General features: G+C 65.1%; 18 protein-coding genes, 3 tRNA genes and 3 rRNA genes. 19 read left to right on the top strand and 5 right to left on the bottom strand.

The features are described from left to right. The first annotated feature begins 10 nt into the window (after positions 1 to 10). The 8 genes from glmS to siaD all read left to right on the top strand — a co-directional run bounded on the left by glmS (position 11) and on the right by siaD (position 10,234). Positions 11 to 1,846: a glutamine--fructose-6-phosphate transaminase (isomerizing) gene (gene glmS / locus BLU22_RS05300; protein WP_090212688.1), complete on the top strand. Its 1,836-nt coding sequence runs from the start codon at positions 11 to 13 to the stop codon at positions 1,844 to 1,846. Between the two features lie 656 nt (positions 1,847 to 2,502). Then, complete coding sequence (locus BLU22_RS05295; RefSeq protein ID WP_090212686.1) at positions 2,503 to 3,816, top strand: hemolysin family protein; 1,314 nt, start codon at positions 2,503 to 2,505, stop codon at positions 3,814 to 3,816. Between the two features lie 185 nt (positions 3,817 to 4,001). Next, the gene (cfaB, locus tag BLU22_RS05290; protein ID WP_090212685.1) at positions 4,002 to 5,186 is read left to right on the top strand and encodes a C17 cyclopropane fatty acid synthase CfaB; all 1,185 of its coding nucleotides are present in this window, start codon (positions 4,002 to 4,004) and stop codon (positions 5,184 to 5,186) included. A gap of 107 nt (positions 5,187 to 5,293) precedes the next feature. After that, positions 5,294 to 6,334, top strand: a complete 1,041-nt coding sequence (locus tag BLU22_RS05285; protein WP_090212683.1) for an NADP(H)-dependent aldo-keto reductase — start codon at positions 5,294 to 5,296, stop codon at positions 6,332 to 6,334. A gap of 145 nt (positions 6,335 to 6,479) precedes the next feature. After that, complete coding sequence (gene siaA, locus BLU22_RS05280) at positions 6,480 to 8,474, top strand: biofilm regulation protein phosphatase SiaA (protein ID WP_090212682.1); 1,995 nt, start codon at positions 6,480 to 6,482, stop codon at positions 8,472 to 8,474. A 13-nt stretch (positions 8,475 to 8,487) separates the two neighbouring features. After that, positions 8,488 to 9,030, top strand: a complete 543-nt coding sequence (gene siaB, locus BLU22_RS05275) for a biofilm regulation protein kinase SiaB (protein WP_090212681.1) — start codon at positions 8,488 to 8,490, stop codon at positions 9,028 to 9,030. A 23-nt stretch (positions 9,031 to 9,053) separates the two neighbouring features. Continuing rightward, positions 9,054 to 9,434, top strand: a complete 381-nt coding sequence (gene siaC, locus BLU22_RS05270; protein ID WP_090216279.1) for a biofilm regulation phosphoprotein SiaC — start codon at positions 9,054 to 9,056, stop codon at positions 9,432 to 9,434. 5 nt (positions 9,435 to 9,439) lie between these two features. Further along, positions 9,440 to 10,234 (top strand): biofilm regulation diguanylate cyclase SiaD, encoded by a 795-nt coding sequence (gene siaD / locus BLU22_RS05265; RefSeq protein WP_090212679.1) that lies wholly within the window; start codon positions 9,440 to 9,442, stop codon positions 10,232 to 10,234. A 10-nt stretch (positions 10,235 to 10,244) separates the two neighbouring features. On the opposite strand, the gene gabT is transcribed toward siaD, so the two are convergent. Beyond that, positions 10,245 to 11,525, bottom strand: coding sequence for a 4-aminobutyrate--2-oxoglutarate transaminase (gene gabT / locus BLU22_RS05260; RefSeq protein WP_090212678.1), 1,281 nt, complete (start codon positions 11,523 to 11,525; stop codon positions 10,245 to 10,247). Between the two features lie 309 nt (positions 11,526 to 11,834). Between gabT and BLU22_RS05255 the strand changes: the two genes are divergently transcribed. From BLU22_RS05255 to BLU22_RS05210, 10 genes are all read left to right on the top strand, one after another. Beyond that, positions 11,835 to 11,911: transfer RNA gene (locus tag BLU22_RS05255), tRNA-Arg, on the top strand. A gap of 402 nt (positions 11,912 to 12,313) precedes the next feature. Continuing rightward, positions 12,314 to 13,850, top strand: a 16S ribosomal RNA gene (locus tag BLU22_RS05250). Positions 13,851 to 13,916: 66 nt separating this feature from the next. After that, positions 13,917 to 13,993: transfer RNA gene (locus BLU22_RS05245), tRNA-Ile, on the top strand. A gap of 31 nt (positions 13,994 to 14,024) precedes the next feature. Then, a tRNA-Ala gene (locus BLU22_RS05240) sits at positions 14,025 to 14,100 on the top strand. Positions 14,101 to 14,361: 261 nt separating this feature from the next. After that, positions 14,362 to 17,253: ribosomal RNA gene (locus BLU22_RS05235) — 23S ribosomal RNA — on the top strand. A 134-nt stretch (positions 17,254 to 17,387) separates the two neighbouring features. Next, a 5S ribosomal RNA gene (gene rrf / locus BLU22_RS05230) occupies positions 17,388 to 17,503 on the top strand. The 16S, 23S and 5S rRNA genes sit together here with 3 tRNA genes alongside, the layout of an rRNA operon. A 107-nt stretch (positions 17,504 to 17,610) precedes the next feature. Then, positions 17,611 to 17,910: a GIY-YIG nuclease family protein gene (locus tag BLU22_RS05225; RefSeq protein ID WP_090212676.1), complete on the top strand. Its 300-nt coding sequence runs from the start codon at positions 17,611 to 17,613 to the stop codon at positions 17,908 to 17,910. Then, positions 17,907 to 18,398 carry a 5-(carboxyamino)imidazole ribonucleotide mutase gene (gene purE, locus BLU22_RS05220; RefSeq protein WP_090212675.1) on the top strand — a complete coding sequence of 164 codons (492 nt, stop codon included), beginning with the start codon at positions 17,907 to 17,909 and terminating at the stop codon, positions 18,396 to 18,398. The genes BLU22_RS05225 and purE overlap by 4 nt, the downstream gene beginning before the upstream one ends. A 10-nt stretch (positions 18,399 to 18,408) precedes the next feature. Continuing rightward, entirely contained in the window at positions 18,409 to 19,491 is a 1,083-nt protein-coding gene (locus tag BLU22_RS05215) for a 5-(carboxyamino)imidazole ribonucleotide synthase (protein ID WP_090212673.1), read from the top strand. 73 nt (positions 19,492 to 19,564) lie between these two features. Beyond that, on the top strand, positions 19,565 to 20,101 hold the full coding sequence (locus BLU22_RS05210) for a DUF3299 domain-containing protein (protein WP_090212672.1): 537 nt from the start codon (positions 19,565 to 19,567) through the stop codon (positions 20,099 to 20,101). Positions 20,102 to 20,224: 123 nt separating this feature from the next. Here BLU22_RS05210 and BLU22_RS05205 read toward each other — a convergent pair whose 3' ends face one another. Then, on the bottom strand, positions 20,225 to 20,923 hold the full coding sequence (locus tag BLU22_RS05205; protein WP_090212670.1) for a DUF2076 domain-containing protein: 699 nt from the start codon (positions 20,921 to 20,923) through the stop codon (positions 20,225 to 20,227). A 391-nt stretch (positions 20,924 to 21,314) separates the two neighbouring features. Between BLU22_RS05205 and BLU22_RS05200 the strand changes: the two genes are divergently transcribed. After that, positions 21,315 to 22,898, top strand: coding sequence for a TerC family protein (locus tag BLU22_RS05200; RefSeq protein WP_090212669.1), 1,584 nt, complete (start codon positions 21,315 to 21,317; stop codon positions 22,896 to 22,898). 73 nt (positions 22,899 to 22,971) lie between these two features. Here BLU22_RS05200 and BLU22_RS05195 read toward each other — a convergent pair whose 3' ends face one another. The 3 genes from BLU22_RS05195 to BLU22_RS05185 all read right to left on the bottom strand — a co-directional run bounded on the left by BLU22_RS05195 (position 22,972) and on the right by BLU22_RS05185 (position 25,647). Next, positions 22,972 to 23,379: an SMI1/KNR4 family protein gene (locus BLU22_RS05195; RefSeq protein WP_090212667.1), complete on the bottom strand. Its 408-nt coding sequence runs from the start codon at positions 23,377 to 23,379 to the stop codon at positions 22,972 to 22,974. A 139-nt stretch (positions 23,380 to 23,518) separates the two neighbouring features. Next, the gene (locus BLU22_RS05190) at positions 23,519 to 24,391 is read right to left on the bottom strand and encodes a Tim44 domain-containing protein (RefSeq protein ID WP_090212666.1); all 873 of its coding nucleotides are present in this window, start codon (positions 24,389 to 24,391) and stop codon (positions 23,519 to 23,521) included. A 152-nt stretch (positions 24,392 to 24,543) separates the two neighbouring features. Then, a complete protein-coding gene (locus BLU22_RS05185) occupies positions 24,544 to 25,647 on the bottom strand; it encodes a TRAP transporter substrate-binding protein (protein WP_090212664.1) in 1,104 nt (367 codons plus the stop codon). Between the last annotated feature and the right edge of the window lie 30 nt (positions 25,648 to 25,677).

The raw sequence follows: 25,677 nt of genomic DNA, 5'->3' as shown, positions 1-25,677 counted from the left end.
GAACTGCCCCATGTGCGGAATCGTTGCAGCCATTGCCGAACGTAACGTCAGCGCCATCCTGATCGAGGGCCTCAAGCGCCTCGAATACCGCGGCTACGACAGCGCCGGGGTGGCCATCTGCGGCCCGGACGGCCTGCTGCGCCGCAGCCGGCGGATCGGCAAGGTCGCCGCGCTGGAGCAGGCGCTGAGCGACGAGCCGCTGCCCGGTCGCCTGGGCATCGCCCACACCCGCTGGGCCACCCACGGCGTGCCCAGCGAAGCCAACGCCCACCCGCACTTCTCCGGCGAGGCACTGGCGGTGGTGCACAACGGCATCATCGAGAACCACGAGGCGCTGCGCGCGCGCCTGCAGGGACTCGGCTACGTGTTCAGCTCGCAGACCGACACCGAGACCATCGTCCATCTGCTGCACCATACCCTCAAGCGCCTGCCCGAACTGGCCGACGCGCTCAAGGCGGTGGTCCGCGAGCTGCACGGCGCCTACGGCCTGGCGGTGATCAGCGCCGCGCAGCCCGACCGCATCCTCGCCGCGCGCAGCGGCAGCCCGCTGGTGATCGGCCTGGGGCTGGGCGAGAACTTCCTCGCCTCCGACCCGCTGGCCCTGCGCCAGGTCACCGACCGCTTCGTCTACCTGGAGGAGGGCGACATCGCCGAGATCCGCCGCGATGCGCTGCGCATCTGGGATGCCGAGGGCCGCGAGGTGCAGCGCGAGGCGGTGCAGTTCCACGAGGGCGCCGAGGCGGCAGAGAAGGGCGAGTACCGCCACTTCATGCTCAAGGAAATCCACGAGCAGCCCAAGGTGGTGCAGCGCACCCTGGAAGGCCGTCTGGGCAGCGACCATGTGCTGGTGCAGGCCTTCGGCCCGCAGGCGGCCGAGCTGTTCGCCAAGGTGCGCAACGTGCAGATCGTCGCCTGCGGCACCAGCTTCCACGCCGGCATGGTCGCCCGCTACTGGCTGGAGGAGCTGACCGGCATTCCCTGTCAGGTCGAGGTGGCCAGCGAGTTCCGGTACCGCAAGGTCGCCGTGCAGCCCGATTCGCTGTTCGTCACCATCTCGCAGTCCGGCGAGACCGCCGACACCCTGGCGGCGCTGCGCAACGCCAAGCAGTTCGGCTACCTGGCCAGCCTGGCGATCTGCAACGTCGGCACCAGCTCGCTGGTGCGCGAGTCCGACCTGACCCTGCTGACCAACGCCGGTCCGGAGATCGGCGTGGCTTCGACCAAGGCCTTCACCACCCAGCTGGTCGGCCTGCTGCTGCTGACCCTGGCCCTCGGCCGGGTGCGCGGCACCCTCGACGCCGGCGTCGAGGCCGGGCTGGTCGAGGCGCTGCGCCGTCTGCCGGGCCACCTGCAGGACGCCCTGGCCATGGACAAGACCGTCGAGCAGGTCGCCGCGCTGTTCGCCGAGAAGCACCACACCCTGTTCCTCGGCCGTGGCGCGCAGTACCCGGTGGCGCTGGAAGGCGCACTGAAGCTCAAGGAAATCTCCTACATCCACGCCGAGGCCTACCCGGCCGGCGAGCTCAAGCACGGCCCGCTGGCGCTGGTCGACAGCGACATGCCGGTGGTCACCGTGGCGCCCAACAACGAGCTGCTGGAAAAGCTCAAGTCCAACCTGCAGGAAGTCCGTGCCCGCGGCGGCCAGCTGGTGGTGTTCGCCGACCGCGAGGCGGGGATGGGCAACGGCGAGGGCACCCACGTGGTGGCCATGCCGCCGATCCACGACCTGCTCGCGCCGATCCTCTACACCCTCCCGCTGCAACTGCTGTCCTACCACGTCGCCGTGCTCAAGGGCACCGACGTCGACCAGCCGCGCAACCTGGCCAAGAGCGTCACCGTGGAATAAGCCGGCGCTGTGGGATGACATAAAGTTATCTGCACCCATAAAGTTTCATCCTGGCGCAGAAGTCGCGGTCTGATGCGCCCCATGTGCAGTGCAGCGAACGGCGCCGAACATGGCGAGGATGAAACTTGGGGGCGGCGCCGTACTCCGGAAACCGCCAGAAGGTGGCTAGGGAAGAATGAGTCTTTATTGGCGGCCCGCAATCAACGCCCGTCCCTGCGCATGGAACTTCATTCCTGGGCCGAGCGTGCGGGCTCTGGCGGCGAAAGAGGTACGAAGCGCGTCCTGTCGCAGGCGATAAGGGCGCTGCTTTCGCGATGCGCAGCGTAAGGCCCGCAAGCACGGCGCGGTCGGGAGGAAACGTCAGTTCTCCCGCAGGACTCGATCGCGGCTCGGGCCGCGCCGGCTGCTGGCGGAAATAACTGGCAATCAGCTGCCCGCGGCAGTGCTTGGGCGCCGTTTCCCCCGCTTGTAAAATCTTCCTTCCTGCCCACCTTTCTAGGCGAATTCGATCCTTTCATGGACAGTCATAGTTGGCGCTTCCCGTCGCCACGCCTCACCTGCACCACCAGCGCCCTCCGCTGCATACCCACTCCAGCCGACTCCACACCGGCTCCGTGCTCCTCTCCCTTCTGTCCCGCTGACTCACGGTGCCCGCCATGGAAATTCTGCTTCTGATCGGCCTGATCGTGCTGAACGGCATCTTCGCCATGTCCGAGCTTGCCCTGGTCACGGCGCGCAAGGCGCGGCTGATGAAGCTGGCAGCCGATGGCGACAGTTCGGCCGCCGTGGCCCTCAAGCTGGGGGAAGACCCCACCACGTTCCTGTCGACCATCCAGATCGGCATCACTTCCATCGGCATCCTCAACGGTATCGTCGGTGAGGCCGTGCTGGCCGGTCCGCTGTCGCAGTGGCTGCAATCGTTCGGCGTGGCGGAAGATGCGGCCGGCATCGGTGCCACCGCCACGGTCGTCATTGTCGTGACCTACGTTTCCATCGTGGTGGGCGAGCTGGTGCCCAAACGCATCGGGCAGATCAGTCCGGAGTCGATTGCTCGACTGGTCGCGCGCCCGATGCAGGTGCTGGCTCTGCTGACCCGCCCGTTCGTCATGCTGCTGACGGTATCCACCCATGCCTTGCTGCGCCTGATGGGCATCAAGCAGAGCAGCCATAGCAGCGTCACCGAGGAGGAGATCCACGCCCTGCTGGAGGAGGGTTCCGAGGCCGGTGTCATCGAGCAACACCAGCACGAGATGGTGCGCAACGTGTTCCGCCTCGATGATCGCCAGCTGGGCTCGCTGATGATTCCGCGCTCGGATGTCGTGTGTGTCGATATCCGTCGCTCGCCCGAAGAGAACCTGCAGATCCTGATCGAGTCGGAGCACACGCGCTTCCCGGTCTGCGATGGCAGCCTCGACAAGCTGCTGGGCGTCATCCATGCCAAGCAGGCCCTGGCCTGTGTGGCCAGGGGCGAGGTGCCGGACTTCTCGGCCAACCTCCAGACCTGCGTCTATGTCCCGGAAACCCTGACGGGCATGGAGCTGCTCGAAGAGTTTCGTGCCAATGACCTGCAGATGGCCTTCGTCATCGACGAGTACGGCGAAATCGAGGGGATCGTGACGCTGCAGAATGTCCTGGAAGCGGTGACCGGCGAGTTCACGCCGCGCAATGCCGAGGATGCCTGGGCTGTCCAGCGCGCCGATGGTTCCTGGTTGCTGGATGGCGCCATTCCGATTCCCGAGATGAAGGACCGTCTGCAACTCAAGAGCGTCCCCGAGGAAGACAAGGGGCGCTACCACACCATCAGCGGCATGATCATGCTGCTGCTCGGCCGGGTACCCGGTACGGGGAACCATGTGGACTGGGCCGGTTGGCGATTCGAGGTGGTGGATATGGATGGCAAGCGTATCGACAAGGTGCTGGCTGCGCCCATTCCCGAGGGAGGGGAGGGCGATGCCGTAGTACCTGAGTAGCCCGATTCGTGTGCAGGCGGGCTCCGTCTGCGGCGTCGCTGCGTTGGGGCGCTGAAGCAGCGGTCGACAGGACGGCACCTTATCGCCCCACGCCACGCCGAGCGGGCCGCTCGGCGCGGCGGCGGCAAGCCGGCGCCACTGGTCTACCCTTGGGAGGGCATGCTGCCCTTGCAGGAGGAACGATCATGCTGGCGCAACTTCCCGCCGCGTTGCGCGGCCTGCAGCTGCCCCTGCGGCTGCGCCTGTGGGACGGGCACCAACTGGATCTCGGCCCCGATCCCGAGGTCACCCTGGTGGTGCGCGACCCGCAGCTGCTGAGCCGCCTCGGCCGGCCCAGCCTCGACCTGCTGGGCAGCGCCTACGTCGAGGGCGCCATGGACCTGCAGGGCTCGATGGCGGCGGTGATCCGCCTGGCCGACCGGCTCAGCGCCGCGCTGCTCGACGAACACGACGCCGCGCCGCCGTCGCGGGCCGCCCACGACCGCGCCAGCGATGCGGCCGACATCCACTACCACTACGACCTGTCCAACGACTTCTACCGGTTGTGGCTGGACCGCGACATGGTCTATTCCTGCGCCTACTACGAGACCGGCGCGGAGGACCTCGACAGCGCCCAGCAGGCCAAGCTGCGCCATCTGTGCCGCAAGCTGCGCCTGGCGCCCGGCGAGCGGCTGCTCGACGTCGGTTGCGGCTGGGGCGGGCTGGCGCGCTTCGCCGCCCGCGAGTACGGCGCCGAGGTCTACGGCATCACCCTCAGCCGCGAGCAGCTGGCGCTGGCCCGCGAGCGGGTGCTGGCCGAAGGGCTGCAGGGGCGCGTGCAGCTGGACTACCGCGACTACCGCGACCTGCCGGCCGATGGCCGTTTCGACAAGGTGGTCAGCGTCGGCATGTTCGAGCATGTCGGCCATGCCAACCTGGCGGTGTATTTCCAGACCCTGCAGCGCGCGGTGAAGCCGGGCGGGCTGGTGCTCAACCACGGCATCACCGCCAAGCACACCGACGGCCGCCCGGTCGGCCGCGGCGGCGGCGAGTTCATCGACCGCTACGTGTTTCCCCACGGCGAGCTGCCGCACCTGGCCACCGCGGTGGCGCGCATGAGCGAGGCCGGCCTGGAAGTGGTCGACGTGGAAAGCCTGCGCCTGCACTACGCGCGCACCCTGCACCTGTGGAGCGAGCGCTTGGAGCAGCGCCTGGACGAGGCGGCGCGGCTGGTCCACGAGCGCGCCCTGCGCATCTGGCGGTTGTATCTGGCCGGCTGCGCCTACGCGTTCGAGCGCGAGTGGATCAACCTGCACCAGATCCTCGCCGTGCGTCCGCGCGCCGATGGCTCCCACGACCTGCCGTGGAGCCGCGCCGACCTCTATCGCTGAGGGCGCCGTAGCGCCATCCCCGCCCGAAGTCCCGGTAGCGCCCGGCGTCGCCCTGCCGGGGGCGCCGCGCATCGCCTAGAATCGCCCTTTTGCACAGGAGTTGGCAGATGCTCTACCGTCCTCTCGGCACCACCGACATCCGGGTCAGCGCGCTGGCGCTGGGCAGCATGACCTGGGGCGAACAGAACAGCGAGGCCGAAGGTTTCGCCCAGATCGACCGCGCCCGGGCCGCCGGGATCAACTTCATCGACACCGCCGAGATGTACCCGGTGCCGCCCCGGGCCGAGACCTGCGGCGCCACCGAGACGATCATCGGCAACTACTTCAAGCGCCACGGCGGGCGCGCGCAGTGGATCGTCGCCAGCAAGGCCGCCGCGCCGGGCAACGGCATCCAGCACATCCGCGGCGGCCAGCCGCATCACGACCGCGCCAACCTGATCGCCGCCGTCGAAGGCAGCCTGCGTCGCCTGCAGACCGACTACATCGACCTCTACCAGCTGCACTGGCCGGACCGGGCGACCAACTTCTTCGGCCAGCTCGGCTACCGCCACGACCCGGACGCCCACATCACGCCCATCGAGGACTCCCTGGAAGTGCTCGACGAGCTGGTGCGGAGCGGCAAGATCCGCCACATCGGTCTGTCCAACGAGACGCCTTGGGGTCTGCACCGCTTCCTGCAACTGGCCGAAACCCGCGGCTGGCCGCGGCCGGTGTCGATCCAGAACCCCTACAACCTGCTCAACCGCAGCTTCGAGGTGGGTCTGGCGGAGATGGCGATCCGCGAGCAGGTCGGCCTGCTGGCCTATTCGCCGCTGGCCTTCGGCTTGCTGTCCGGCAAGTACGAGGACGGCGCCCGCCCGCCCCAGGGCCGGCTGACCCGCTTCGAGCGCTTCCAGCGCTACAACGCGCCGCTGGCCCGCCAGGCGGCCAGCGCCTACGTGGCCCTGGCCCGCGAACACGGTCTCGACCCGGCGCAGCTGGCGCTGGCCTATGTCACCGGCCGGCCGTTCGTCACCAGCAACATCATCGGCGCCACCACCCTGGAGCAGCTGGACAGCAATATCGCCAGCCTCGACCTGGTGCTGAGCGATGCCGTGCTGGCGAGCATCGAGGCGATCCACACCGCGCAGCCGAACCCGGCGCCCTGAGCCGGAGCGCCCGCCTCCGCGCGGAGGCGGGCGCGCGGCGCGGCGGATGCGCCCGGTGCCGGCGAGCCGATTGCAGTCGCCTGTGACCGACTGCACAATGCCCGCTGCGTCGGCCGCGCGAGGCGGACGGATTCGAGGGTGGAGCATGGCGGCAAACTGGGGATTGCGGAGCAAATCGGTGCTGGCGTTGCTGCTGGCCTGCGTTCTGGCGCTGATCCCGTCGATCCTGCTCGGCTGGCGGGCCATGGAGGACATCCGCCAGCACTTCGGCGAGGCCTACGTGCGCAACTTCACCCTGCTGCACCGCGAGCGCATCCTCGCCCCGGTGGCCCGCGAGCTGGCCCTGGCGCAGCGCCTGGCCGACTCGCAGCTGACCCGCCAGTGGCTGCGCGACGAGGCCGACGCCCAGCGCAGCCAGGCGTTCTTCGCCGAGGCCGAGGGCTATCGCGGCGATTTTCGCGACCGCTCCTACTTCGTCATCGCCGCCGGCAGCCGCGGCTACTACTTCAACGACGCCCGCCAGGGCTTTTCCGCCGCACCGCGCTATGTGCTCGACCCGGACGATCCCGAGGACGCCTGGTTCTTCGCCAGCCTGCGCAGCGACGCGCGCTACAACCTGAACGTCAACATCGACCACAAGCTCAAGGTCACCAAGGTGTGGTTCAACGTGCAGGTGCGCGACGGCGTCGAGCGCCTCGGCCTGGCCGGCACCGGCCTCGACCTCAGCAGCTTCCTCGAAGCCTTCATGGTCAGCCACGAGGCGGGTATCACGCCGATGATCGTCTCCGCCGACGGCGCCATCCAGGCGCACCCGGATGCCCGGCTGATCGCCTACAGCTCCGGCGTCGACGAACTGGCCGGGCAGGCGCGCAGCCGGGTCTTCGACCTGCTGGAGGACGACCAGCGCGAGGCGCTGCGCGCCGCCATGCGCCGCGCCGAAGACAATCCCGACGCGGTGCAGCTGCTCAACGCGCGGATCGGCGGCGTCGAGCACCTGCTGGCGCTCACCTATATAGAACCGCTGGGCTGGCACCTGCTGACCCAGGCCGACCTGCATGCGGTGCGCGCCCTCGACAACCGCTGGGTCTGGCCGCTCTTGGGCACCCTGGTGGTGCTGCTGGCCGCCCTGCTGCTGGGCTTCGCCTATGCGGTGGAGCGCCTGCTGCTGCATCCGCTGCAGCGCCTCAAGCATTCGGCCAAGGCGATCGCCGCCGGCTATTACCACACCGACCTGCCGTCGCCGCGCGGCGACGAGCTGGGCGAGCTGTCGGCGGCCTTCGCCAGCATGGCCGCCCAGGTCAGCCGGCACACCGCCGAGCTGGAGGGCAAGGTCCGCGAGCGCACCCTGGCGCTGGAGCAGGCCAACCGCGAGATGGCCGCCGCGCACAAGAAGATCGACGACTCCATCGACTACGCCAGCCTGATCCAGCGCGCCATCCTGCCCGACCGGCAGCTGTCGGCCTCGCTGGACGAGCGCCACTTCGTGCTGTGGAAGCCGCGCGACGTGGTCGGCGGCGACTTCTACGTCTATCGCGAAAGCGCCGAAGGCTACCTGCTCGGCGTGGTCGACTGCGCCGGTCACGGCGTGCCCGGCGCGCTGATGACCATGCTGGCGCGCGCGGCCATCGACCATGCGGTCAGCGTGGTCGGTGCCGCCGACCCGGCGCAGATCCTCCACGAGACCGACCGCACCATCCGCGGCATGCTGCGCGAGGAGCAGGTGTCGCGCGCGCTGGCCACCAACATGGACGCCGGACTGGTGTGGATCGACCGTCACAGCCACCGCCTGCTGTTCGCCGGGGCGAAGATCGCGCTGTTCGCCTGCGACGGCGAGCAGGTGCAGGAACTCAAGGGTGGCCGCCGCGCGCTGGGCGACAAGCGCCAGGGCGAGTACCACAACCAGGAGATGCGCGTGCAGCCGGGCTGGACCTTCTACCTGTGCACCGACGGTTTCCTCGACCAGGCCGGCGGCGAGCACGGTTTCGGCTTCGGCAACGCGCGCTTCATCGAACTGCTGCGCAGTCATGCCCGCCGCCCGCTGCGCGAGCAGGCCGAACTGTTCGTCGCCAGCCTGGAGGCCTACCAGGGCGGCCAGCCGCAGCGCGACGACATCACCGTTCTTTCCTTCCGCTTCGACTAGGGGAAAACATCCCATGGATATGCTCGACCTGCTGGCCATGCGCGAGAGCTATACGCAGCAGCGCATCATGCTGTGCTTCAACGGACCGATCTCGCGCAGCCTGATCGAGGAGATCGGCAACGCCCTGCGCAACTACCTGGCCGCCGAACAGGCCCAGCCGTCGGCGGCCATGGACGTGTTCGCCGTGTACATCGAGATGACCCAGAACATCCGCCACTACGCCCTGCAGCAGGGCTACGGCGAGCAGGACGCCTCGGCCACCGTGGCCATCGCCCGCGACGAACAGGGCCACTACCAGGTATCGGCCGGCAACCTGGTCGAGCGCGCCGACGGCGAGCGCCTGCTGCAGATCGTCGAGGGCCTGGGCGGACTGGACAAGGTCCAGCTCAAGGCCGCCTACAAGGAACAACTGCGCAAGCCGCGCGAGGCGGGCAGCGCCAGCGGCGCCGGCCTTGGCCTGCTGGACATCGCCCGCAAGTCCAGCGTGCCGCTGGTGGCCTCGCTCAAGGCGCAGGCCGATGGTCGCGCCTTCTTCAGCCTGCGCGCGGTGATCTGATGCAACCGAATACGAGTATGACCATGACTGAACTGAACATCCCCGGCACCCAGTCCTCGCCGGCCATCCAGGGCGACTGGGACGCGGGCCTGCTGGCCATGCAGGGCGACTCCTACCCGGAAAACTCCTTCGAGCTGTTCGGCCAGGTGATCGACTGGGTCGAGCGCTTCCTGCGCGAGGCGGGCCGTCCGCTGCAACTGGAACTGCGCCTGCTGTACCTCAACACCAGCTCGATCAAGGCGCTGATGGACATCTTCGACCTGCTCGAGGACGCCCACCGCGACGGCCTGCCGGTGAGCGTCAACTGGCACTACGACAGCCGCAACGAGCGGGTCGCCGAACTGGCCGAAGAGTTCCGCGAGGACTGCAGCTTCCCCTTCGCCATCCTGCCCTACGAGGGGTGAGCGTCATGAGCGCCGAGCGCGAACTGGATCAACTGGTCGAGAGCCTGCTGAGCGATCCGCAGCACTATGGTCATCCGCTGCGCGAGGCGCTGGCGCGTCTGCAGCAGCAGAACCTCGACCAGCTGTCGCGCCTGGAGCGCATCGCGCGGATCTCCGACGGCTACCAGTCGCTGGCCCGCGAGCAGAACCTCTCGCTGTCCGAGCGCTACCATCGCCAGCTGCGCCAGCTGGAAAAGGTGGCGCGGATTTCCGACCGCTACCAGGACATGCTCCGCGATCTCAACCTGGCGCTCAAGGAGGCCTCGCTGCGCGACGCCCTCACCGGCCTGCCCAACCGGCGCATGCTGATGGAGCGGTTGCGCGACGAGGAGCAACGCAGCCAGTGCGGCGCCCAGCCGTTCGTCCTGGCGATGGTCGACGTCGACCACTTCAAGCAGATCAACGACACCTGGGGCCACGACGTCGGCGACCAGGTGCTCAGCCAGATCGCCGCGGTGCTGCAGGGCGCGGTGCGCGGCTACGATCTGTGCGGCCGCTGGGGCGGCGAGGAGTTCCTGCTGCTGCTGCCGGAAACCTCGCTGAACATCGCGGTGCCGGTGATCGAAAGGCTGCGCGGCCGGTTGCGCGATCTCGACCTGTGCGTCGCCGGCGAGCGCTTGTCGATCAGCGCCAGTTTCGGCGTCGCCGAGCAGCACCCCGGGGAAGGCTACTCGCAGACCCTCAACCGTGCCGACAGTGCTCTGCTCGAGGCCAAGCACAGCGGGCGCGACCGCTGCGTGATCGCCCCGCTGCAGGCCTGAAGAAGCCTGCTCAGTCCGCGGCGTCCAGGCAGTCGCCGAGGATTGCCAGGCCCCGATCGAGTTGCGCATCGCTGACGGTCAGCGGTACCAGGATGCGCAGGATGTTGCCGTAGGCGCCGCAGGACAGCAGGATCAGTCCCCTGTCGCGGGCGCGTGCGACCAGCCGGGCGGTCAGCGCCGTGGCCGGCACCCGCGGGTCGCCCTGCTCGCCCAGCTCGATCGCCTGCATGGCGCCCAGGCCGCGGACCTCGACGATCTGTCTATGGCGTGCCTGCAGCGCCTGAAGCCCCGTCTGCAGGCGCTCGCCGATGACCCGCGCGCGCTCCAGCAGGCGCTCCTCCTCGAACACTTCCAGCACCGCCAGTGCGGCGGCGCAGGCCAGCGGATTGCCGGCATAGGTGCCGCCCAGGCCGCCGGGTGCGATGGCATCCATCACTTCGGCACGGCCGCACACTCCGGCCAGCGGGAAGCCGCCGGCGATCGACTTGGCGAAGGTGGTCAGGTCGGCGGCCACCCCCATCTGCTCCATGGCGAAGAAGCTGCCGGTGCGCCCGGCGCCGGTCTGCACCTCGTCGGCGATCAACAGGATGCCGTGACGGTCGCACAGGGCGCGCAGCTGCTGCATGAAACGGGGCGGGCAGGGGTGGAAGCCGCCTTCGCCCTGCACCGGCTCGATGACGATGGTGGCGATGTCGCGCGGCTCGGCATCGTTCTTGAACACCTGCTCGATGCTCGCCAGGGCGTCGTCGACGCTGACGCCATGCAGCGCGCAGGGAAAGCGGGCGCGGTAGACGCCGCCGGGCATCAGGCCCATGCCGGCGGCATAGGGCACCTTCTTGCCGGTCATCGACAGGGTCATCATCGTGCGCCCGTGGTAGCCGCCGGTGAAGGCGATCACCCCGGCCCGTCCGGTGGCGGCGCGGGCGATCTTCACCGCGTTTTCCACCGCCTCGGCACCGGTGGTGACCAGCAGCGACTTCTTGATGAAATCGCCGGGTACCAGCGCATTGATCCGTTCGCACAGCGCGATGTAAGGCTCGTAAGCCAGCACCTGGAAGCAGGTGTGGGTCAGCTTGCCGAGCTGCGCCTGCACGGCGTCGACCACCTTAGGGTGCAGGTGACCGGTATTCAGCACGGCGATGCCGCCGCTGAAGTCGAGGTACTCGCGACCCTCGACGTCGACCACCGTACACCCCTGCGCCCGCTCGGCGACAATCGGGTGGATCTGGCTGACGCCACGGGCGACGGCGTCCGCGCGGCGTTGCAGCAGAGAAGCGTTGCTCTTGTCCATGATGACCTCGCAGCGGCCGACGGCTCGGCCATGATCCTCGAACTGCCGGGTGGCGGCCTGCGCTGCAACCCTGCCGAAGAGTATCGGCCAGAAGACGGTGGTTGAGCGGCAATTTGCGCTTCAGTCATCGCGGCCTGTTCCCCCGCCCGACCATCGTCGCTCGCGCGATGGCCGGGCGACGATGCTGCGTCAAGCGCATGGACTCCGCTGACCGAGGCGCGTATCATGCGCGGCGTAACGCTTCACGCCGCGCCGCGTAATCGGGAATCCGGTAACCGCTAAGTGCAGCGTTAGGATTACAGGTTCAACGCATCCGTAGCTCAGCTGGATAGAGTATCGCCCTCCGAAGGCGGTGGTCGTGGGTTCGAATCCCGCCGGATGCGCCATCTTTTCTGTGTGTGCTTTTGCAGATGTTCTTCTCAGAGCTAAACGACAGATCAGAAAGTTGAAAGAGGTGTTGACAGGCATTTTCGATGCTGTATGATTCACCTCCACGCCAGACAGACAAGCAGCCTGAAAGGCGCCAGGCGATTGAATTGAAAAGAAATTTTCAAAAATCGCTTGACAGGTTGAAAGGCTGCTGTAGAATGCGCGGCCTCGGTTGAGACGAAACACTGGCTCGGTCGAAACGCTCTTTAACAAGTTGAATCAAGCAATTCGTGTGGGTGCTTGTGAGATAAGACTGACAGTCGCAAGATTATCAGCATCACAAGTAACACTCGTGAATTCGAGAGTTTTTTGCGATTGCTGAGCCAAGTTTAGGGTTTTCTCAAAACCCAGATTGATTTGAACTGAAGAGTTTGATCATGGCTCAGATTGAACGCTGGCGGCAGGCCTAACACATGCAAGTCGAGCGGATGAAGGTAGCTTGCTACCGGATTCAGCGGCGGACGGGTGAGTAATGCCTAGGAATCTGCCCGGTAATGGGGGATAACGTTTCGAAAGGAACGCTAATACCGCATACGTCCTACGGGAGAAAGCAGGGGACCTTCGGGCCTTGCGTTATCGGATGAGCCTAGGTCGGATTAGCTAGTTGGTGAGGTAATGGCTCACCAAGGCGACGATCCGTAACTGGTCTGAGAGGATGATCAGTCACACTGGAACTGAGACACGGTCCAGACTCCTACGGGAGGCAGCAGTGGGGAATATTGGACAATGGGCGAAAGCCTGATCCAGCCATGCCGCGTGTGTGAAGAAGGTCTTCGGATTGTAAAGCACTTTAAGTTGGGAGGAAGGGCAGTCAGTTAATACCTTGCTGTCTTGACGTTACCAACAGAATAAGCACCGGCTAACTTCGTGCCAGCAGCCGCGGTAATACGAAGGGTGCAAGCGTTAATCGGAATTACTGGGCGTAAAGCGCGCGTAGGTGGTTCAGCAAGTTGGATGTGAAAGCCCCGGGCTCAACCTGGGAACTGCATCCAAAACTACTGAGCTAGAGTACGGTAGAGGGTGGTGGAATTTCCTGTGTAGCGGTGAAATGCGTAGATATAGGAAGGAACACCAGTGGCGAAGGCGACCACCTGGACTGATACTGACACTGAGGTGCGAAAGCGTGGGGAGCAAACAGGATTAGATACCCTGGTAGTCCACGCCGTAAACGATGTCAACTAGTTGTTGGGTTCCTTGAGAACTTAGTAACGAAGCTAACGCGATAAGTTGACCGCCTGGGGAGTACGGCCGCAAGGTTAAAACTCAAATGAATTGACGGGGGCCCGCACAAGCGGTGGAGCATGTGGTTTAATTCGAAGCAACGCGAAGAACCTTACCTGGCCTTGACATGCAGAGAACTTTCCAGAGATGGATTGGTGCCTTCGGGAGCTCTGACACAGGTGCTGCATGGCTGTCGTCAGCTCGTGTCGTGAGATGTTGGGTTAAGTCCCGTAACGAGCGCAACCCTTGTCCTTAGTTACCAGCACGTTATGGTGGGCACTCTAAGGAGACTGCCGGTGACAAACCGGAGGAAGGTGGGGATGACGTCAAGTCATCATGGCCCTTACGGCCAGGGCTACACACGTGCTACAATGGTCGGTACAGAGGGTTGCCAAGCCGCGAGGTGGAGCTAATCCCACAAAACCGATCGTAGTCCGGATCGCAGTCTGCAACTCGACTGCGTGAAGTCGGAATCGCTAGTAATCGTGAATCAGAATGTCACGGTGAATACGTTCCCGGGCCTTGTACACACCGCCCGTCACACCATGGGAGTGGGTTGCTCCAGAAGTAGCTAGTCTAACCTTAGGGAGGGCGGTTACCACGGAGTGATTCATGACTGGGGTGAAGTCGTAACAAGGTAGCCGTAGGGGAACCTGCGGCTGGATCACCTCCTTAATCGAAGACTTCAGCTTCCTCATAAGCTCCCACACGAATTGCTTGATTCACTCGCGAAAGGCGATTGGGTCTGTAGCTCAGTTGGTTAGAGCGCACCCCTGATAAGGGTGAGGTCGGCAGTTCGAATCTGCCCAGACCCACCAATTGTCGTGGTGCGCAGGCTGATCGAAAGATGGGGCCATAGCTCAGCTGGGAGAGCGCCTGCTTTGCACGCAGGAGGTCAGGAGTTCGATCCTCCTTGGCTCCACCACTTAATCGCCAAGCTCAGAAATGAGTGCTTGTACTGCAACATGCAGTGCGAAACGAGCATTGATTTCTGGTCTTATCGCCAGACGTTCTTTAAAAATTCGGGTATGTGATAGAAGTAGACTGAATGATCTCTTTCACTGGTGATCATTCAAGTCAAGGTAAAATTTGCGAGTTCAAGCGCAAGTTTTCGGCGAATGTCGACATTCACGCACATAATCACAGTCAATCAGATCCTCGGATCACAGATTGCTTGGGGTTATATGGTCAAGTGAATAAGCGCATACGGTGGATGCCTTGGCAGTCAGAGGCGATGAAAGACGTGGTAGCCTGCGATAAGCTTCGGGGAGTCGGCAAACAGACTTTGATCCGGAGATCTCTGAATGGGGAAACCCACTCAGCATAAGCTGGGTATCTTGTACTGAATACATAGGTGCAAGAGGCGAACCAGGGGAACTGAAACATCTAAGTACCCTGAGGAAAAGAAATCAACCGAGATTCCCTTAGTAGTGGCGAGCGAACGGGGATTAGCCCTTAAGCTGCTTGGATTTTAGTAGAAGGCTCTGGAAAGTGCCGCCATAGTGGGTGATAGCCCCGTATACGAAAAGATCCTTGCAGTGAAATCGAGTAGGACGGAGCACGAGAAACTTTGTCTGAATATGGGGGGACCATCCTCCAAGGCTAAATACTACTGACTGACCGATAGTGAACCAGTACCGTGAGGGAAAGGCGAAAAGAACCCCGGAGAGGGGAGTGAAATAGAACCTGAAACCGTATGCGTACAAGCAGTGGGAGCCTACTTTGTTGGGTGACTGCGTACCTTTTGTATAATGGGTCAGCGACTTATATTCAGTGGCAAGCTTAACCGTATAGGGGAGGCGTAGCGAAAGCGAGTCTTAATAGGGCGTTTAGTCGCTGGGTATAGACCCGAAACCGGGCGATCTATCCATGAGCAGGTTGAAGGTTAGGTAACACTGACTGGAGGACCGAACCCACTCCCGTTGAAAAGGTAGGGGATGACTTGTGGATAGGAGTGAAAGGCTAATCAAGCTCGGAGATAGCTGGTTCTCCTCGAAAGCTATTTAGGTAGCGCCTCACGTATCACTCCAGGGGGTAGAGCACTGTTTCGGCTAGGGGGTCATCCCGACTTACCAAACCGATGCAAACTCCGAATACCTGGAAGTGTCAGCGTGGGAGACACACGGCGGGTGCTAACGTCCGTCGTGAAAAGGGAAACAACCCAGACCGTCAGCTAAGGTCCCAAAGTTGTGGTTAAGTGGTAAACGATGTGGGAAGGCTTAGACAGCTAGGAGGTTGGCTTAGAAGCAGCCATCCTTTAAAGAAAGCGTAATAGCTCACTAGTCGAGTCGGCCTGCGCGGAAGATGTAACGGGGCTCAAACCACACACCGAAGCTACGGGTTCATCCTTTGGATGAGCGGTAGAGGAGCGTTCTGTAAGCCTGTGAAGGTCAGTTGAGAAGCTGGCTGGAGGTATCAGAAGTGCGAATGCTGACATGAGTAACGACAATGGGAGTGAAAAACTCCCACGCCGAAAGACCAAGGGTTCCTGCGCAACGTTAATCGACGCAGGGTTAGTCGGTCCCTAAGGCGAGGCTGAAGAGCGTAGTCGATGGGAAACAGGTTAATATTCCTGTACTTCTAGTTACTGCGATGGAGGGACGGAGAAGGCTAGGCCAGCTTGGCGTTGGTTGTCCAAGTTTAAGGTGGTAGGTCGAATTCTTAGGCAAATCCGGGAATTCAAGACCGAGAGCTGATGACGAGCGTTCTTTTAGAATGCGAAGTGGTTGATGCCATGCTTCCAGGAAAAGCTTCTAAGCTTCAGGTAACTAGGAACCGTACCCCAAACCGACACAGGTGGTTGGGTAGAGAATACCAAGGCGCTTGAGAGAACTCGGGTGAAGGAACTAGGCAAAATGGCACCGTAACTTCGGGAGAAGGTGCGCCGGTGAGGGTGAATGACTTGCTCAGTAAGCCCACGCCGGTCGAAGATACCAGGCCGCTGCGACTGTTTATTAAAAACACAGCACTCTGCAAACACGAAAGTGGACGTATAGGGTGTGACGCCTGCCCGGTGCCGGAAGGTTAATTGATGGGGTTAGCGAAAGCGAAGCTCTTGATCGAAGCCCCGGTAAACGGCGGCCGTAACTATAACGGTCCTAAGGTAGCGAAATTCCTTGTCGGGTAAGTTCCGACCTGCACGAATGGCGTAACGATGGCGGCGCTGTCTCCACCCGAGACTCAGTGAAATTGAAATCGCTGTGAAGATGCAGTGTATCCGCGGCTAGACGGAAAGACCCCGTGAACCTTTACTATAGCTTTGCACTGGACTTTGAGCTTGCTTGTGTAGGATAGGTGGGAGGCTTTGAAGTGGAGACGCCAGTTTCCATGGAGCCATCCTTGAAATACCACCCTGGCAATCTTGAGGTTCTAACTCTGGTCCGTTATCCGGATCGAGGACAGTGTATGGTGGGTAGTTTGACTGGGGCGGTCTCCTCCTAAAGAGTAACGGAGGAGTACGAAGGTGCGCTCAGACCGGTCGGAAATCGGTCGCAGAGTATAAAGGCAAAAGCGCGCTTGACTGCGAGACAGACACGTCGAGCAGGTACGAAAGTAGGTCTTAGTGATCCGGTGGTTCTGTATGGAAGGGCCATCGCTCAACGGATAAAAGGTACTCCGGGGATAACAGGCTGATACCGCCCAAGAGTTCATATCGACGGCGGTGTTTGGCACCTCGATGTCGGCTCATCACATCCTGGGGCTGAAGCCGGTCCCAAGGGTATGGCTGTTCGCCATTTAAAGTGGTACGCGAGCTGGGTTTAGAACGTCGTGAGACAGTTCGGTCCCTATCTGCCGTGGACGTTTGAGATTTGAGAGGGGCTGACCTTAGTACGAGAGGACCGGGTTGGACGAACCTCTGGTGTTCCGGTTGTCACGCCAGTGGCACTGCCGGGTAGCTATGTTCGGAAAAGATAACCGCTGAAAGCATCTAAGCGGGAAACTTGCCTCAAGATGAGATCTCACTGAAGCCTTGAGCTTCCTGAAGGGTCGTCGAAGACTACGACGTTGATAGGTCGGGTGTGTAAGCGCTGTGAGGCGTTGAGCTAACCGATACTAATTGCCCGTGAGGCTTGACCATATAACACCCAAACAATCTGACAATTGTTGCGTGTGACAGGCCGAAAGCTTGCATGAACCGCAAATACCGAATAGAAACACCGCTATCACATACCTGATTCGGGGTCGCGCCACGGCGAGATCCCAACCGAATTGCTTGACGACCATAGAGCGTTGGAACCACCTGATCCCATCCCGAACTCAGCAGTGAAACGACGCATCGCCGATGGTAGTGTGGGGCTTCCCCATGTGAGAGTAGGTCATCGTCAAGCACCTATACCGAACCCCCGATCAGCGCACGCTGGTCGGGGGTTTCTCTTTGCGCCGAAAATGAACGGCGGCGGCGACAAGGACGCAACGCGACGGGGAGGGGCGGCCGGTGGAGGGCAAGGCGGAGCCGCAGGGCGGCACGACGGCGCAGGCGCGGACCTGGTACGTCTATCTGGTGCGCGCCCAGAACGGGGCGCTGTACTGCGGCGTCAGCGACAATACTGCTGCGGGCACTATTGCCTCGCCCTCCGCCGCACGGGTGCTGATCTGCCGCTGCCATACGGGTATACTCGACGGCCGCGCGGCGCAGGTCGCGACGTTCATCCCATTCCCGAGCCACGCATCCCGCGTGGCTTTTGATTTCAAGGCTGCGCCCGGGAGGGCGCCCCACCGCGAGGCACGACGATGAGCGCACTGGTAGGCGTGATCATGGGCTCCAAATCCGACTGGAGCACCCTCAGCCACACCGTCGACATGCTGGAAAAGCTCGGCATTCCCCACGAGGTCAAGGTGGTATCCGCCCACCGCACGCCGGATCTGCTGTTCCAGTACGCCGAGGAGGCCGAAGGCCGCGGCCTGGAGGTGATCATCGCCGGTGCCGGCGGCGCCGCCCATCTGCCGGGTATGTGTGCGGCCAAGACCCACCTGCCGGTGCTCGGCGTGCCGGTGCAGTCGTCGATGCTCTCCGGTGTCGACTCGCTGCTGTCGATCGTGCAGATGCCCGGCGGCGTGCCGGTCGCCACCCTGGCCATCGGCAAGGCCGGGGCGATCAACGCCGCACTGCTGGCGGCGAGCATCCTCGGCGGCAAGCATCCGCAGTTCCACTCCGCGCTCAAGACGTTCCGCGCCAAGCAGACCGAGAGCGTGCTGGAAAACCCCGATCCCCGCGAGATCTGAGGCCAACTCCATGAAAATCGGCGTAATCGGTGGCGGTCAGCTGGGCCGCATGCTGGCTCTGGCGGGTACTCCGCTGGGCATGAACTTTGCCTTCCTCGATCCGGCCCCGGATGCCTGTGCACAGGCACTCGGCGAGCACATCCGTGCCGACTATGGCGACCAGGATCACCTGCGCCAGCTGGCCGACGAGGTGGATCTGGTGACCTTCGAGTTCGAAAGCGTGCCGGCCGAGACGGTGGCCTTCCTGTCGCAGTTCGTGCCGGTCTACCCGAGTGCCGAGGCGCTGCGCATCGCCCGCGACCGCTGGTTCGAGAAGTCGCTGTTCAAGGAACTGGGCATTCCGACCCCGGCGTTCGCCGACGTCCAGTCGCAGGCCGACCTGGACGCTGCGGCGGCCGCCATCGGCCTGCCGGCGGTGCTCAAGACCCGTACCCTGGGCTACGACGGCAAGGGCCAGAAAGTCCTGCGCGAGGTGGCCGACGTCGCCGGCGCCTTCGCCGAGCTGGGCAGCGTGCCGTGCATCCTCGAAGGTTTCGTGCCTTTCACCGGCGAGGTGTCGCTGGTGGCGGTGCGCGCCCGCGACGGCGAAACGCGCTTCTATCCGCTGGTACACAACACCCACGTCGGCGGCATCCTCGAGCTGTCGGTGGCCAGCAGCGCGCATCCGCTGCAGGCGCTGGCCGAGGACTACGTCGGCCGTGTGCTGGACAAGCTCGATTACGTCGGCGTGCTGGCCTTCGAGTTCTTCGAGGTCGACGGCGGCCTGAAGGCCAACGAGATCGCTCCGCGGGTGCACAACTCCGGACACTGGACCATCGAAGGCGCCGAGTGCAGCCAGTTCGAGAACCACCTGCGCGCGGTGGCCGGTCTGCCGCTGGGCTCGACCGCCAAGGTCGGCGAAAGCGCAATGCTCAACTTCATTGGCAGCGTGCCGCCGGTGGAGCAGGTGGTGGCCGTTGCCGATTGCCACCTCCATCACTACGGCAAGGCCTTCAAGGCCGGGCGCAAGGTCGGTCATGCCACCCTGCGCTGTGCTGACCGGGCCACCCTCGATGCGCGCATCCGCGCGGTCGAGGCGCTGATCAAGGCCTGATCCGTCCCGCGGCGCCGGCAAGCGGCGCCGCGGGCCATCCCTGCGTTCCCCCTTTCTTCGTGGAGTGCCTCGCGTGCGCCGTCTGCTGGTCGCCCTGCTGCTGATTCCCCTGCTGGCCCATGCCGAACCCGAGGAGCTGGACTGGCTCGACCTGCTGCCGCCGGAGGATCTGGAGGCGCTGGAGAACATGCCGGAGATCGAGCATCAGGGCGCCGAGGCCGACAGCCCGTTCTATGTCCAGGGTGGGCTCAAGCAGCAGCAGGGGCTGCCGGAGGTTATGTACTCGACGCGCACCGTGGCCGCGCTGGACGGCCAGGAGCTGCGCCTGGGCGGCTATCCGGTGCCGCTGGAGAGCGATGCCCAGGGGCGCTTCCACACCTTCTTCCTGGTGCCCTATCCGGGGGCCTGCATCCATGTGCCGCCGCCGCCGCCGAACCAGATCGTACTGGTGCGTTACCCGCGCGGCATCGCCCTGGACGACATCTACGTGCCGCTGTGGGTGAGCGGCACCCTGAAGGTCGAGCCGGTCAGCAACGACCTGGCCGATGCGGCCTATGCCCTGGACGCCGAGCGGGTGCGCCTGGTGGAGGAAGAGGATCTCGCCGAGTAGCTGCCGGGGTTGCGCCAGCGTGGCGGGTAGCGCGCAGCGAGCGGCGCCGATGCGGCGCACTGCTAGGCGGCGAGGGCGGTGCGCAAGGCAGTGCCCCGCCGCCCGGCGGGGCACTCTGTGGGGTCAGACGAAGTCTTCGTCGTCGGCGAAGAAGTCGCCTTCCTCGCCGCCGTCGGCGTAGTACTCCTCCTGAGCGACCGGTTCCTCGGCGGCCAGCGCCTGTTCGTCGGCGGCGGCCGGAGCCTGTTCGGCCACCTGCTCGGCCTCGTCGCCCTGGAACATGTCCATCAGCAGGTTGCCCAGCAGCATGCCGCCGGCCACGCCGGCGGCGGTCTGCAGGGCGCCGGCGAGGAAGCCGCCACCCTGCTGCGCGGCGCCGGAGCGCTGGGCAAACCCAGGCTGGGCGGCGCCCGGGCGGGCGAAGCCGGGACGGCTGCCGGCGCTCGGCTCCTGCCAGCCGCTGCGGGCCGGCTGGCTGCTGGGCGTGCCGCTCACCGGCTGCGTGGTGGCCGGCGCCGGGTTGCGGCTGCCGCCGAACAGGCCGGCGAGGAAGCCGCCGCTGCTCGCCGGCGGCGCGCTCTGCTGGGCGCGCTTGAGGGCTTCCAGCTCGGCTTCCAGTTCGCGTACGCGGCCGTCGAGCTGCTGCAGGGCATTCTCCTGGACGATGATCGCCTGGGCCATGTAGTAGGGCGCGGCCGGCTGGCGGGCGAGGTGCTCGTTGATCAGGGCTTCGGCCTGAGCCTCGCGCGCGGCGGTATGTCCCTCGACTTCGCGCAGGCGGGAGAACAGGCCATCGATCAGGTGTTTTTCTTCAGCGTGCATGGTGGACTCGTGTATGCGGTTGCCGGATGGCTCGGCATCTTCCGGGGCGCTGCGGGCGGGTGTCAAAACGCAGCTATTGCAAGAGTTTTCCTCCGCTCCTGCGGGCGCGGCGTCAAACTTTGTCACCGTAAACGGATGAATTTCGCCGGTCATTCTTTTAGGCTCTGCACTCCGTTGTCATCCCCATGGACCCTATGGACAGTTCCTGTAGTGAACCGCCCCCAGCCCGCCCGGCTGTGAGCGGCCCCCGATCCCGGCCACCCTCCCCCCGGCCGGTCGCCTCGCAGCAGCCTGCTGCACTCTTCCCCTTCCGGTCGATCTCCCGTTTTGCCGCGCCGCGCGCGCGCAGGTTGTCCGGCCGCACCCGTAAATCTTTCGAGAGCATGCACTGATGGAATGGATTGCCGACCCCACGGCCTGGCTGGGCCTGTTGACCCTGGTCGTCCTGGAGATCGTTCTGGGCATCGACAACCTGGTGTTCATCGCCATCCTCGCCGACAAGCTGCCGCCGGAGCAGCGCGACCGCGCGCGGCTGATCGGCCTGAGCCTGGCGATGCTGATGCGCCTGGGCCTGCTGGCCAGCATCGCCTGGCTGGTGACCCTCACCGCGCCGCTGTTCGAGGTGTTCGAGCATGCCTTCTCCGGCCGCGACCTGATCATGCTGTTCGGCGGCGTGTTCCTGCTGTTCAAGGCCACCATGGAGCTGCACGAGCGCCTGGAGGGGCGCAGCCACCAGGTCGCTGGCAGCAGGACCTACGCGCGGTTCTGGCTGGTGGTGGCGCAGATCATCGTGCTGGATGCGGTGTTCTCCCTCGACGCGGTGATCACCGCGGTGGGCATGGTCGAGCACCTGCCGGTGATGATGATCGCCGTGGTGATCTCCATGGCCCTGATGATACTGGCCAGCAAGCCGCTGACCGCCTTCGTCAACGCGCGGCCGACGGTGATCATGCTGTGCCTGGGCTTCCTGATGATGATCGGCTTCAGCCTGACCGCCGAGGGCTTCGGCTTTCACATTCCCAAGGGCTACCTGTACGCGGCGATCGGCTTCTCGATCCTCATCGAGTTCTTCAACCAGCTGGCGCGCGCGCGGCGCAAGCGCAGCCTGCAGGGCCAGCGCGGCCTGCGCGAGCGCACCGCCCACGCAGTGATGCGCCTGCTGGGCGGCAAGGTGCAGGCCGACGAGGTGGGCGACGAGATCGCCGACATGCTCGAAGGCGCCAGCGGCGAGGCGGCGCTGTTCGACCGCCGCGAGCGGGTGATGATCAGCGGCGTGCTCAACCTGGCCGAGCAGTCGATCCAGACGGCGATGACCCCGCGCATGGAGGTCGACCGCATCGACCTGGACGATCCGCTGGAGAAGATCCACCAGGCGCTGCTCGACTCGCCCCATTCGCGTCTGCTGGTCTCGCGCGGCGCGGCGGCCGACGAGCCGCTGGGCTACATCCACAAGAAGGAGCTGTTCAAGGAACTGCTCAAGGGCACGGCGCCGGACATCGAGAGCCTGGTCCGCCAGCCGATCAACCTGCCCGACAGCGCCTCGGTGCTCAGCGCCCTGGAGCAGATGCGCCAGGCCTCGACCCACGTGGCCTTCGTGGTCAACGAGTTCGGCGGTTTCGAGGGCCTGCTGACCCTCACCGACATCCTCGAAGCCATCGCCGGCGAGCTGCCGGACGCCAGCGAGATGGACGGCCCGGACATCGAGGCGCTGGAGGACGGCGGCTACCGGGTCAGCGGCGCGCTGAACCTTGCGGTACTACGCGAGCGGCTGGGCTTCCGGGCATGGCCGACCGACGACTACCAGACCCTGGCCGGCCTGGTGATGAGCCTGCTCGACCGCCTGCCGCTGATCGGCGACCGGGTCGAGCATGCCGGCTGGCGGCTGGTGGTCACCGAGGTGAAGGAGCGGCGCATCGCCAAGATGACCCTCCGTCCGCTGCCGCAGGACGGCCACGCCGTGCCCGCGGACGGCTGATGCCGCGCCGGGCGCGCGACCCCTCGCGTGCCCGGCGGCGCTATGTGCGCCGGCGTGGAGTGCTCGCGCCGGCTCAGGCGTCCGCCAGCCAGACGTCCTCGACCCAGCTCCACAGCGAATCCCAGGTGCCTTCCTCGTCCAGTTCGCCATCCTCCCAGAGCAGCACCTCGCCGTCCTCGGCGACGCAGTAGTAGCGCCCGCCGTCCTCGCACAGCGGCACCAGGTAGCGCGGCACGCCGGCATCCCAGGCCCGCGCGGCGACGTCCGGCAGGTAGGTGTGCGACTGCGGATCGCAGACGGTCACCGGTTCGAGGTGGCCATAGACCACGTCGCTGGCCTTGAGCAGGTATTCGCGCAGTTCGAAGGGCAGGTGGATGAGGATCTGCTCCTGGATCTCCACCAGCAGGTCCTCGTCCGGCAGTTCCAGGGGGACCGGCACAGGTTCGTTCAGTTCGCGCAGGCGGTCGATGACGTCTTCCACGACGGTGCTCCTCTCGGGGTGGGGGAAGGCTTTATAGACCAGTCGGCACAGGCTGGCGAGGGGCAATTGGCGCGCGCTGGGGCGGCACTGAAACGAAGAACCCCGGGCAAGCCCGGGGTTCTGCGCAGGACAGGAGGCCTCAGCCGTTCTGGCGGATGCCGGCGATCAGCCAGGGCTGGTTGTCGCCGTCGAGGCGCTCCATGCGCCAGCTTTCGCTGAACGCCTCGCCCTGGTCGAAGCGCGAGCTCTTGGCCACGCCGGCGAAGGTCAGGGTGGCGATGGTCTTGCCGCCCTGCTGCTCGACGCCGTCGAGCTGCACCTGCAGGTTGTCGACGTAGGTGGACTGGAAGCCGTCGCCGAGGCTGGCGCGCTCCTGGCGCAGGAAGTCGAGCATCTGCGGGGTGACGAACTCGGCGATCTTGTCCATCTCCGCCGCGTCCCAGTGCTGCTGCAGGTTCATGAAGTGTTCGCGGGCGATGCCGACGAAGCGCTGCTCGTCGAACCAGGCCGGAGCGTTGAAGGTGCGCGCGGCGGCCGGGGCGGCGCCGCCGAACACGCCGCTGGCGGCCGGTGCCGGCTGCGGCGCCTGGTAGGCCTGGGCGTTGCCCATGCCGGCGTAGGCCGGAGTGGCGCCCTGGGCCTGCAGCTTGCGGCGGGCGAGGGCGCGGATCGCCATGAACGCCAGCAGGGCGATACCGCCGAGCATCAGGAAGTCGAACAGCTGGAAGCCTTCGAAGCCGTCGCCCATGAACATCGAGGCGAGCAGGCCGCCGGCGGCGATGCCGGCCAGCGGGCCGAGCCAGCGCGAGGCGCCGCTGGCCGGACGGGCGGCAGCCGCGGCACCGGCGGCGTTCGGCGCCGGCGCGGCCTGCGGGGTCTGGCGTTGCTGGGTCTGGTGGGCCGGCGCGGAGCCGAAGGACTTGCCGCCGCCGAAGCGCTTGGCGGCGAAGGCGTCGACGCTGAGCGTCAGGCTGAGGCACAGGGCCATGGCCAGGCTGAGGAATCGTTGCATGGGGAGCGGACTCTCGGTGGGGTGGTTCACGCGCGTCATCTTTGCGCAGTGCGGGTCGGGCGACCAGTTGCAGAGTGTTTCGGGCTGTTGCGCCGCGCGCCGCCCTGCCCGCCGATGGCGGGGAGGACGGGCGCGGCGCAGCCGGGAGGGGATCAGCGCCAGTTGTAGAGTTCTTTCTCGGACAGCTTGTGCATCTCGCCGACTTCCTCGCGGAAGGCCTTCATCGAGTTCCAGATGCGCCCGTTCAGCTCGTTCTGGCTGGCCAGCTGGTCGAGCACCTGCTCGGACTCGTGACGCATGGCGGCCAGCACCGGGTCGGGGAAGCGCTTGAGCTCGACGCCCTGCTTCTTCAGCTCTGCCAGCGCCTTGGCGTTGTTGTAGACGAACTCGTCGATCATCACCTGGTTGGCGGCGCGTGCGGCTTCGCTGACGATGGCTTGCAGGTCGGCCGGCAGGGCGTCCCAGGCCTTCTGGTTGATCAGCAGCTCGATGACCGCCTGCGGCTCCTGCCAGCCGGGGTAGTAGTAGTACTTGGCGGTCTTGTGGATGCCGAAGGCCAGGTCGTTGTAGGGGCTGACCCAGTCGGTGGCGTCGATCGCCCCGGTCTGCATGGCGGTGAACACTTCGCCGCCGGGCAGGTTGACGGTGGTCGCGCCGAGGCGGTTGTAGACTTCCGCGCCGAGGCCCGGGGTGCGGATCTTCAGCCCCTTGAGGTCTTCCAGGCTGTTGATTTCCTTGTTGAACCAGCCGCCCATCTGCATGGTGGAGTTGCCCGCCACCAGCGGCTTGACGCCGTGCGGGGCGTAGGCTTCTTCCCACAGCTGCAGGCCGCCGCCGTGATGCAGCCAGGCGGTCATTTCCGGGGTGGACAGGCCGAACGGCACGGCGGTGAACAGCTGCGCCGCCGGCACCTTGCCCTTCCAGTAGTAGGGCGTGCTGTGGCCGATCTCGGCGGTGCCGCGCGACACCGCGTCGAACACCTCCAGCGGCGGCACCAGCTCGCCGCCGGCGTAGACCTTGATGGTCAGGCGCCCGCCGCTCATGGCGTTGACCCGCTGGGCGAAGCCCTCGGCGCCGGTGCCCAGGCCCGGATAGTTCTTCGGCCAGGAGGTGACCATCTTCCAGGTGACGTTCTGCACCGGCGCGGCGGCCGGCTGGGCGGCGGCCTGGGGCGCGGGGCTGTCGTCCTTGCAGGCGCTCAGGCCCATGGCGGCCAGCAGCGCTGCGGCAGCGCCGAACAGTTGGCGACGATTCATCGGGGGTTCTCCATTGCTCGATGGGGCCGC

The sequence above is a fragment of the Pseudomonas guangdongensis genome (genome assembly GCF_900105885.1).
GTDB lineage: Bacteria > Pseudomonadota > Gammaproteobacteria > Pseudomonadales > Pseudomonadaceae > Geopseudomonas > Geopseudomonas guangdongensis.
This window is presented reverse-complemented; position numbering and strand designations above follow the sequence as displayed.

Bases quoted from the DNA above. Each gene is read 5' to 3' on its own strand.
- glmS (WP_090212688.1), top strand. From the start codon at position 11: ATGTGCGGAATCGTTGCAGCCATTGCCGAACGTAACGTCAGCGCCATC.
- BLU22_RS05295 (WP_090212686.1), top strand. From the start codon at position 2,503: ATGGAAATTCTGCTTCTGATCGGCCTGATCGTGCTGAACGGCATCTTC.
- cfaB (WP_090212685.1), top strand. From the start codon at position 4,002: ATGCTGGCGCAACTTCCCGCCGCGTTGCGCGGCCTGCAGCTGCCCCTG.
- BLU22_RS05285 (WP_090212683.1), top strand. From the start codon at position 5,294: ATGCTCTACCGTCCTCTCGGCACCACCGACATCCGGGTCAGCGCGCTG.
- siaA (WP_090212682.1), top strand. From the start codon at position 6,480: ATGGCGGCAAACTGGGGATTGCGGAGCAAATCGGTGCTGGCGTTGCTG.
- siaB (WP_090212681.1), top strand. From the start codon at position 8,488: ATGGATATGCTCGACCTGCTGGCCATGCGCGAGAGCTATACGCAGCAG.
- siaC (WP_090216279.1), top strand. From the start codon at position 9,054: ATGACTGAACTGAACATCCCCGGCACCCAGTCCTCGCCGGCCATCCAG.
- siaD (WP_090212679.1), top strand. From the start codon at position 9,440: ATGAGCGCCGAGCGCGAACTGGATCAACTGGTCGAGAGCCTGCTGAGC.
- gabT (WP_090212678.1), bottom strand. From the start codon at position 11,525: ATGGACAAGAGCAACGCTTCTCTGCTGCAACGCCGCGCGGACGCCGTC.
- purE (WP_090212675.1), top strand. From the start codon at position 17,907: ATGAGCGCACTGGTAGGCGTGATCATGGGCTCCAAATCCGACTGGAGC.
- BLU22_RS05215 (WP_090212673.1), top strand. From the start codon at position 18,409: ATGAAAATCGGCGTAATCGGTGGCGGTCAGCTGGGCCGCATGCTGGCT.
- BLU22_RS05205 (WP_090212670.1), bottom strand. From the start codon at position 20,923: ATGCACGCTGAAGAAAAACACCTGATCGATGGCCTGTTCTCCCGCCTG.
- BLU22_RS05200 (WP_090212669.1), top strand. From the start codon at position 21,315: ATGGAATGGATTGCCGACCCCACGGCCTGGCTGGGCCTGTTGACCCTG.
- BLU22_RS05190 (WP_090212666.1), bottom strand. From the start codon at position 24,391: ATGCAACGATTCCTCAGCCTGGCCATGGCCCTGTGCCTCAGCCTGACG.
- BLU22_RS05185 (WP_090212664.1), bottom strand. From the start codon at position 25,647: ATGAATCGTCGCCAACTGTTCGGCGCTGCCGCAGCGCTGCTGGCCGCC.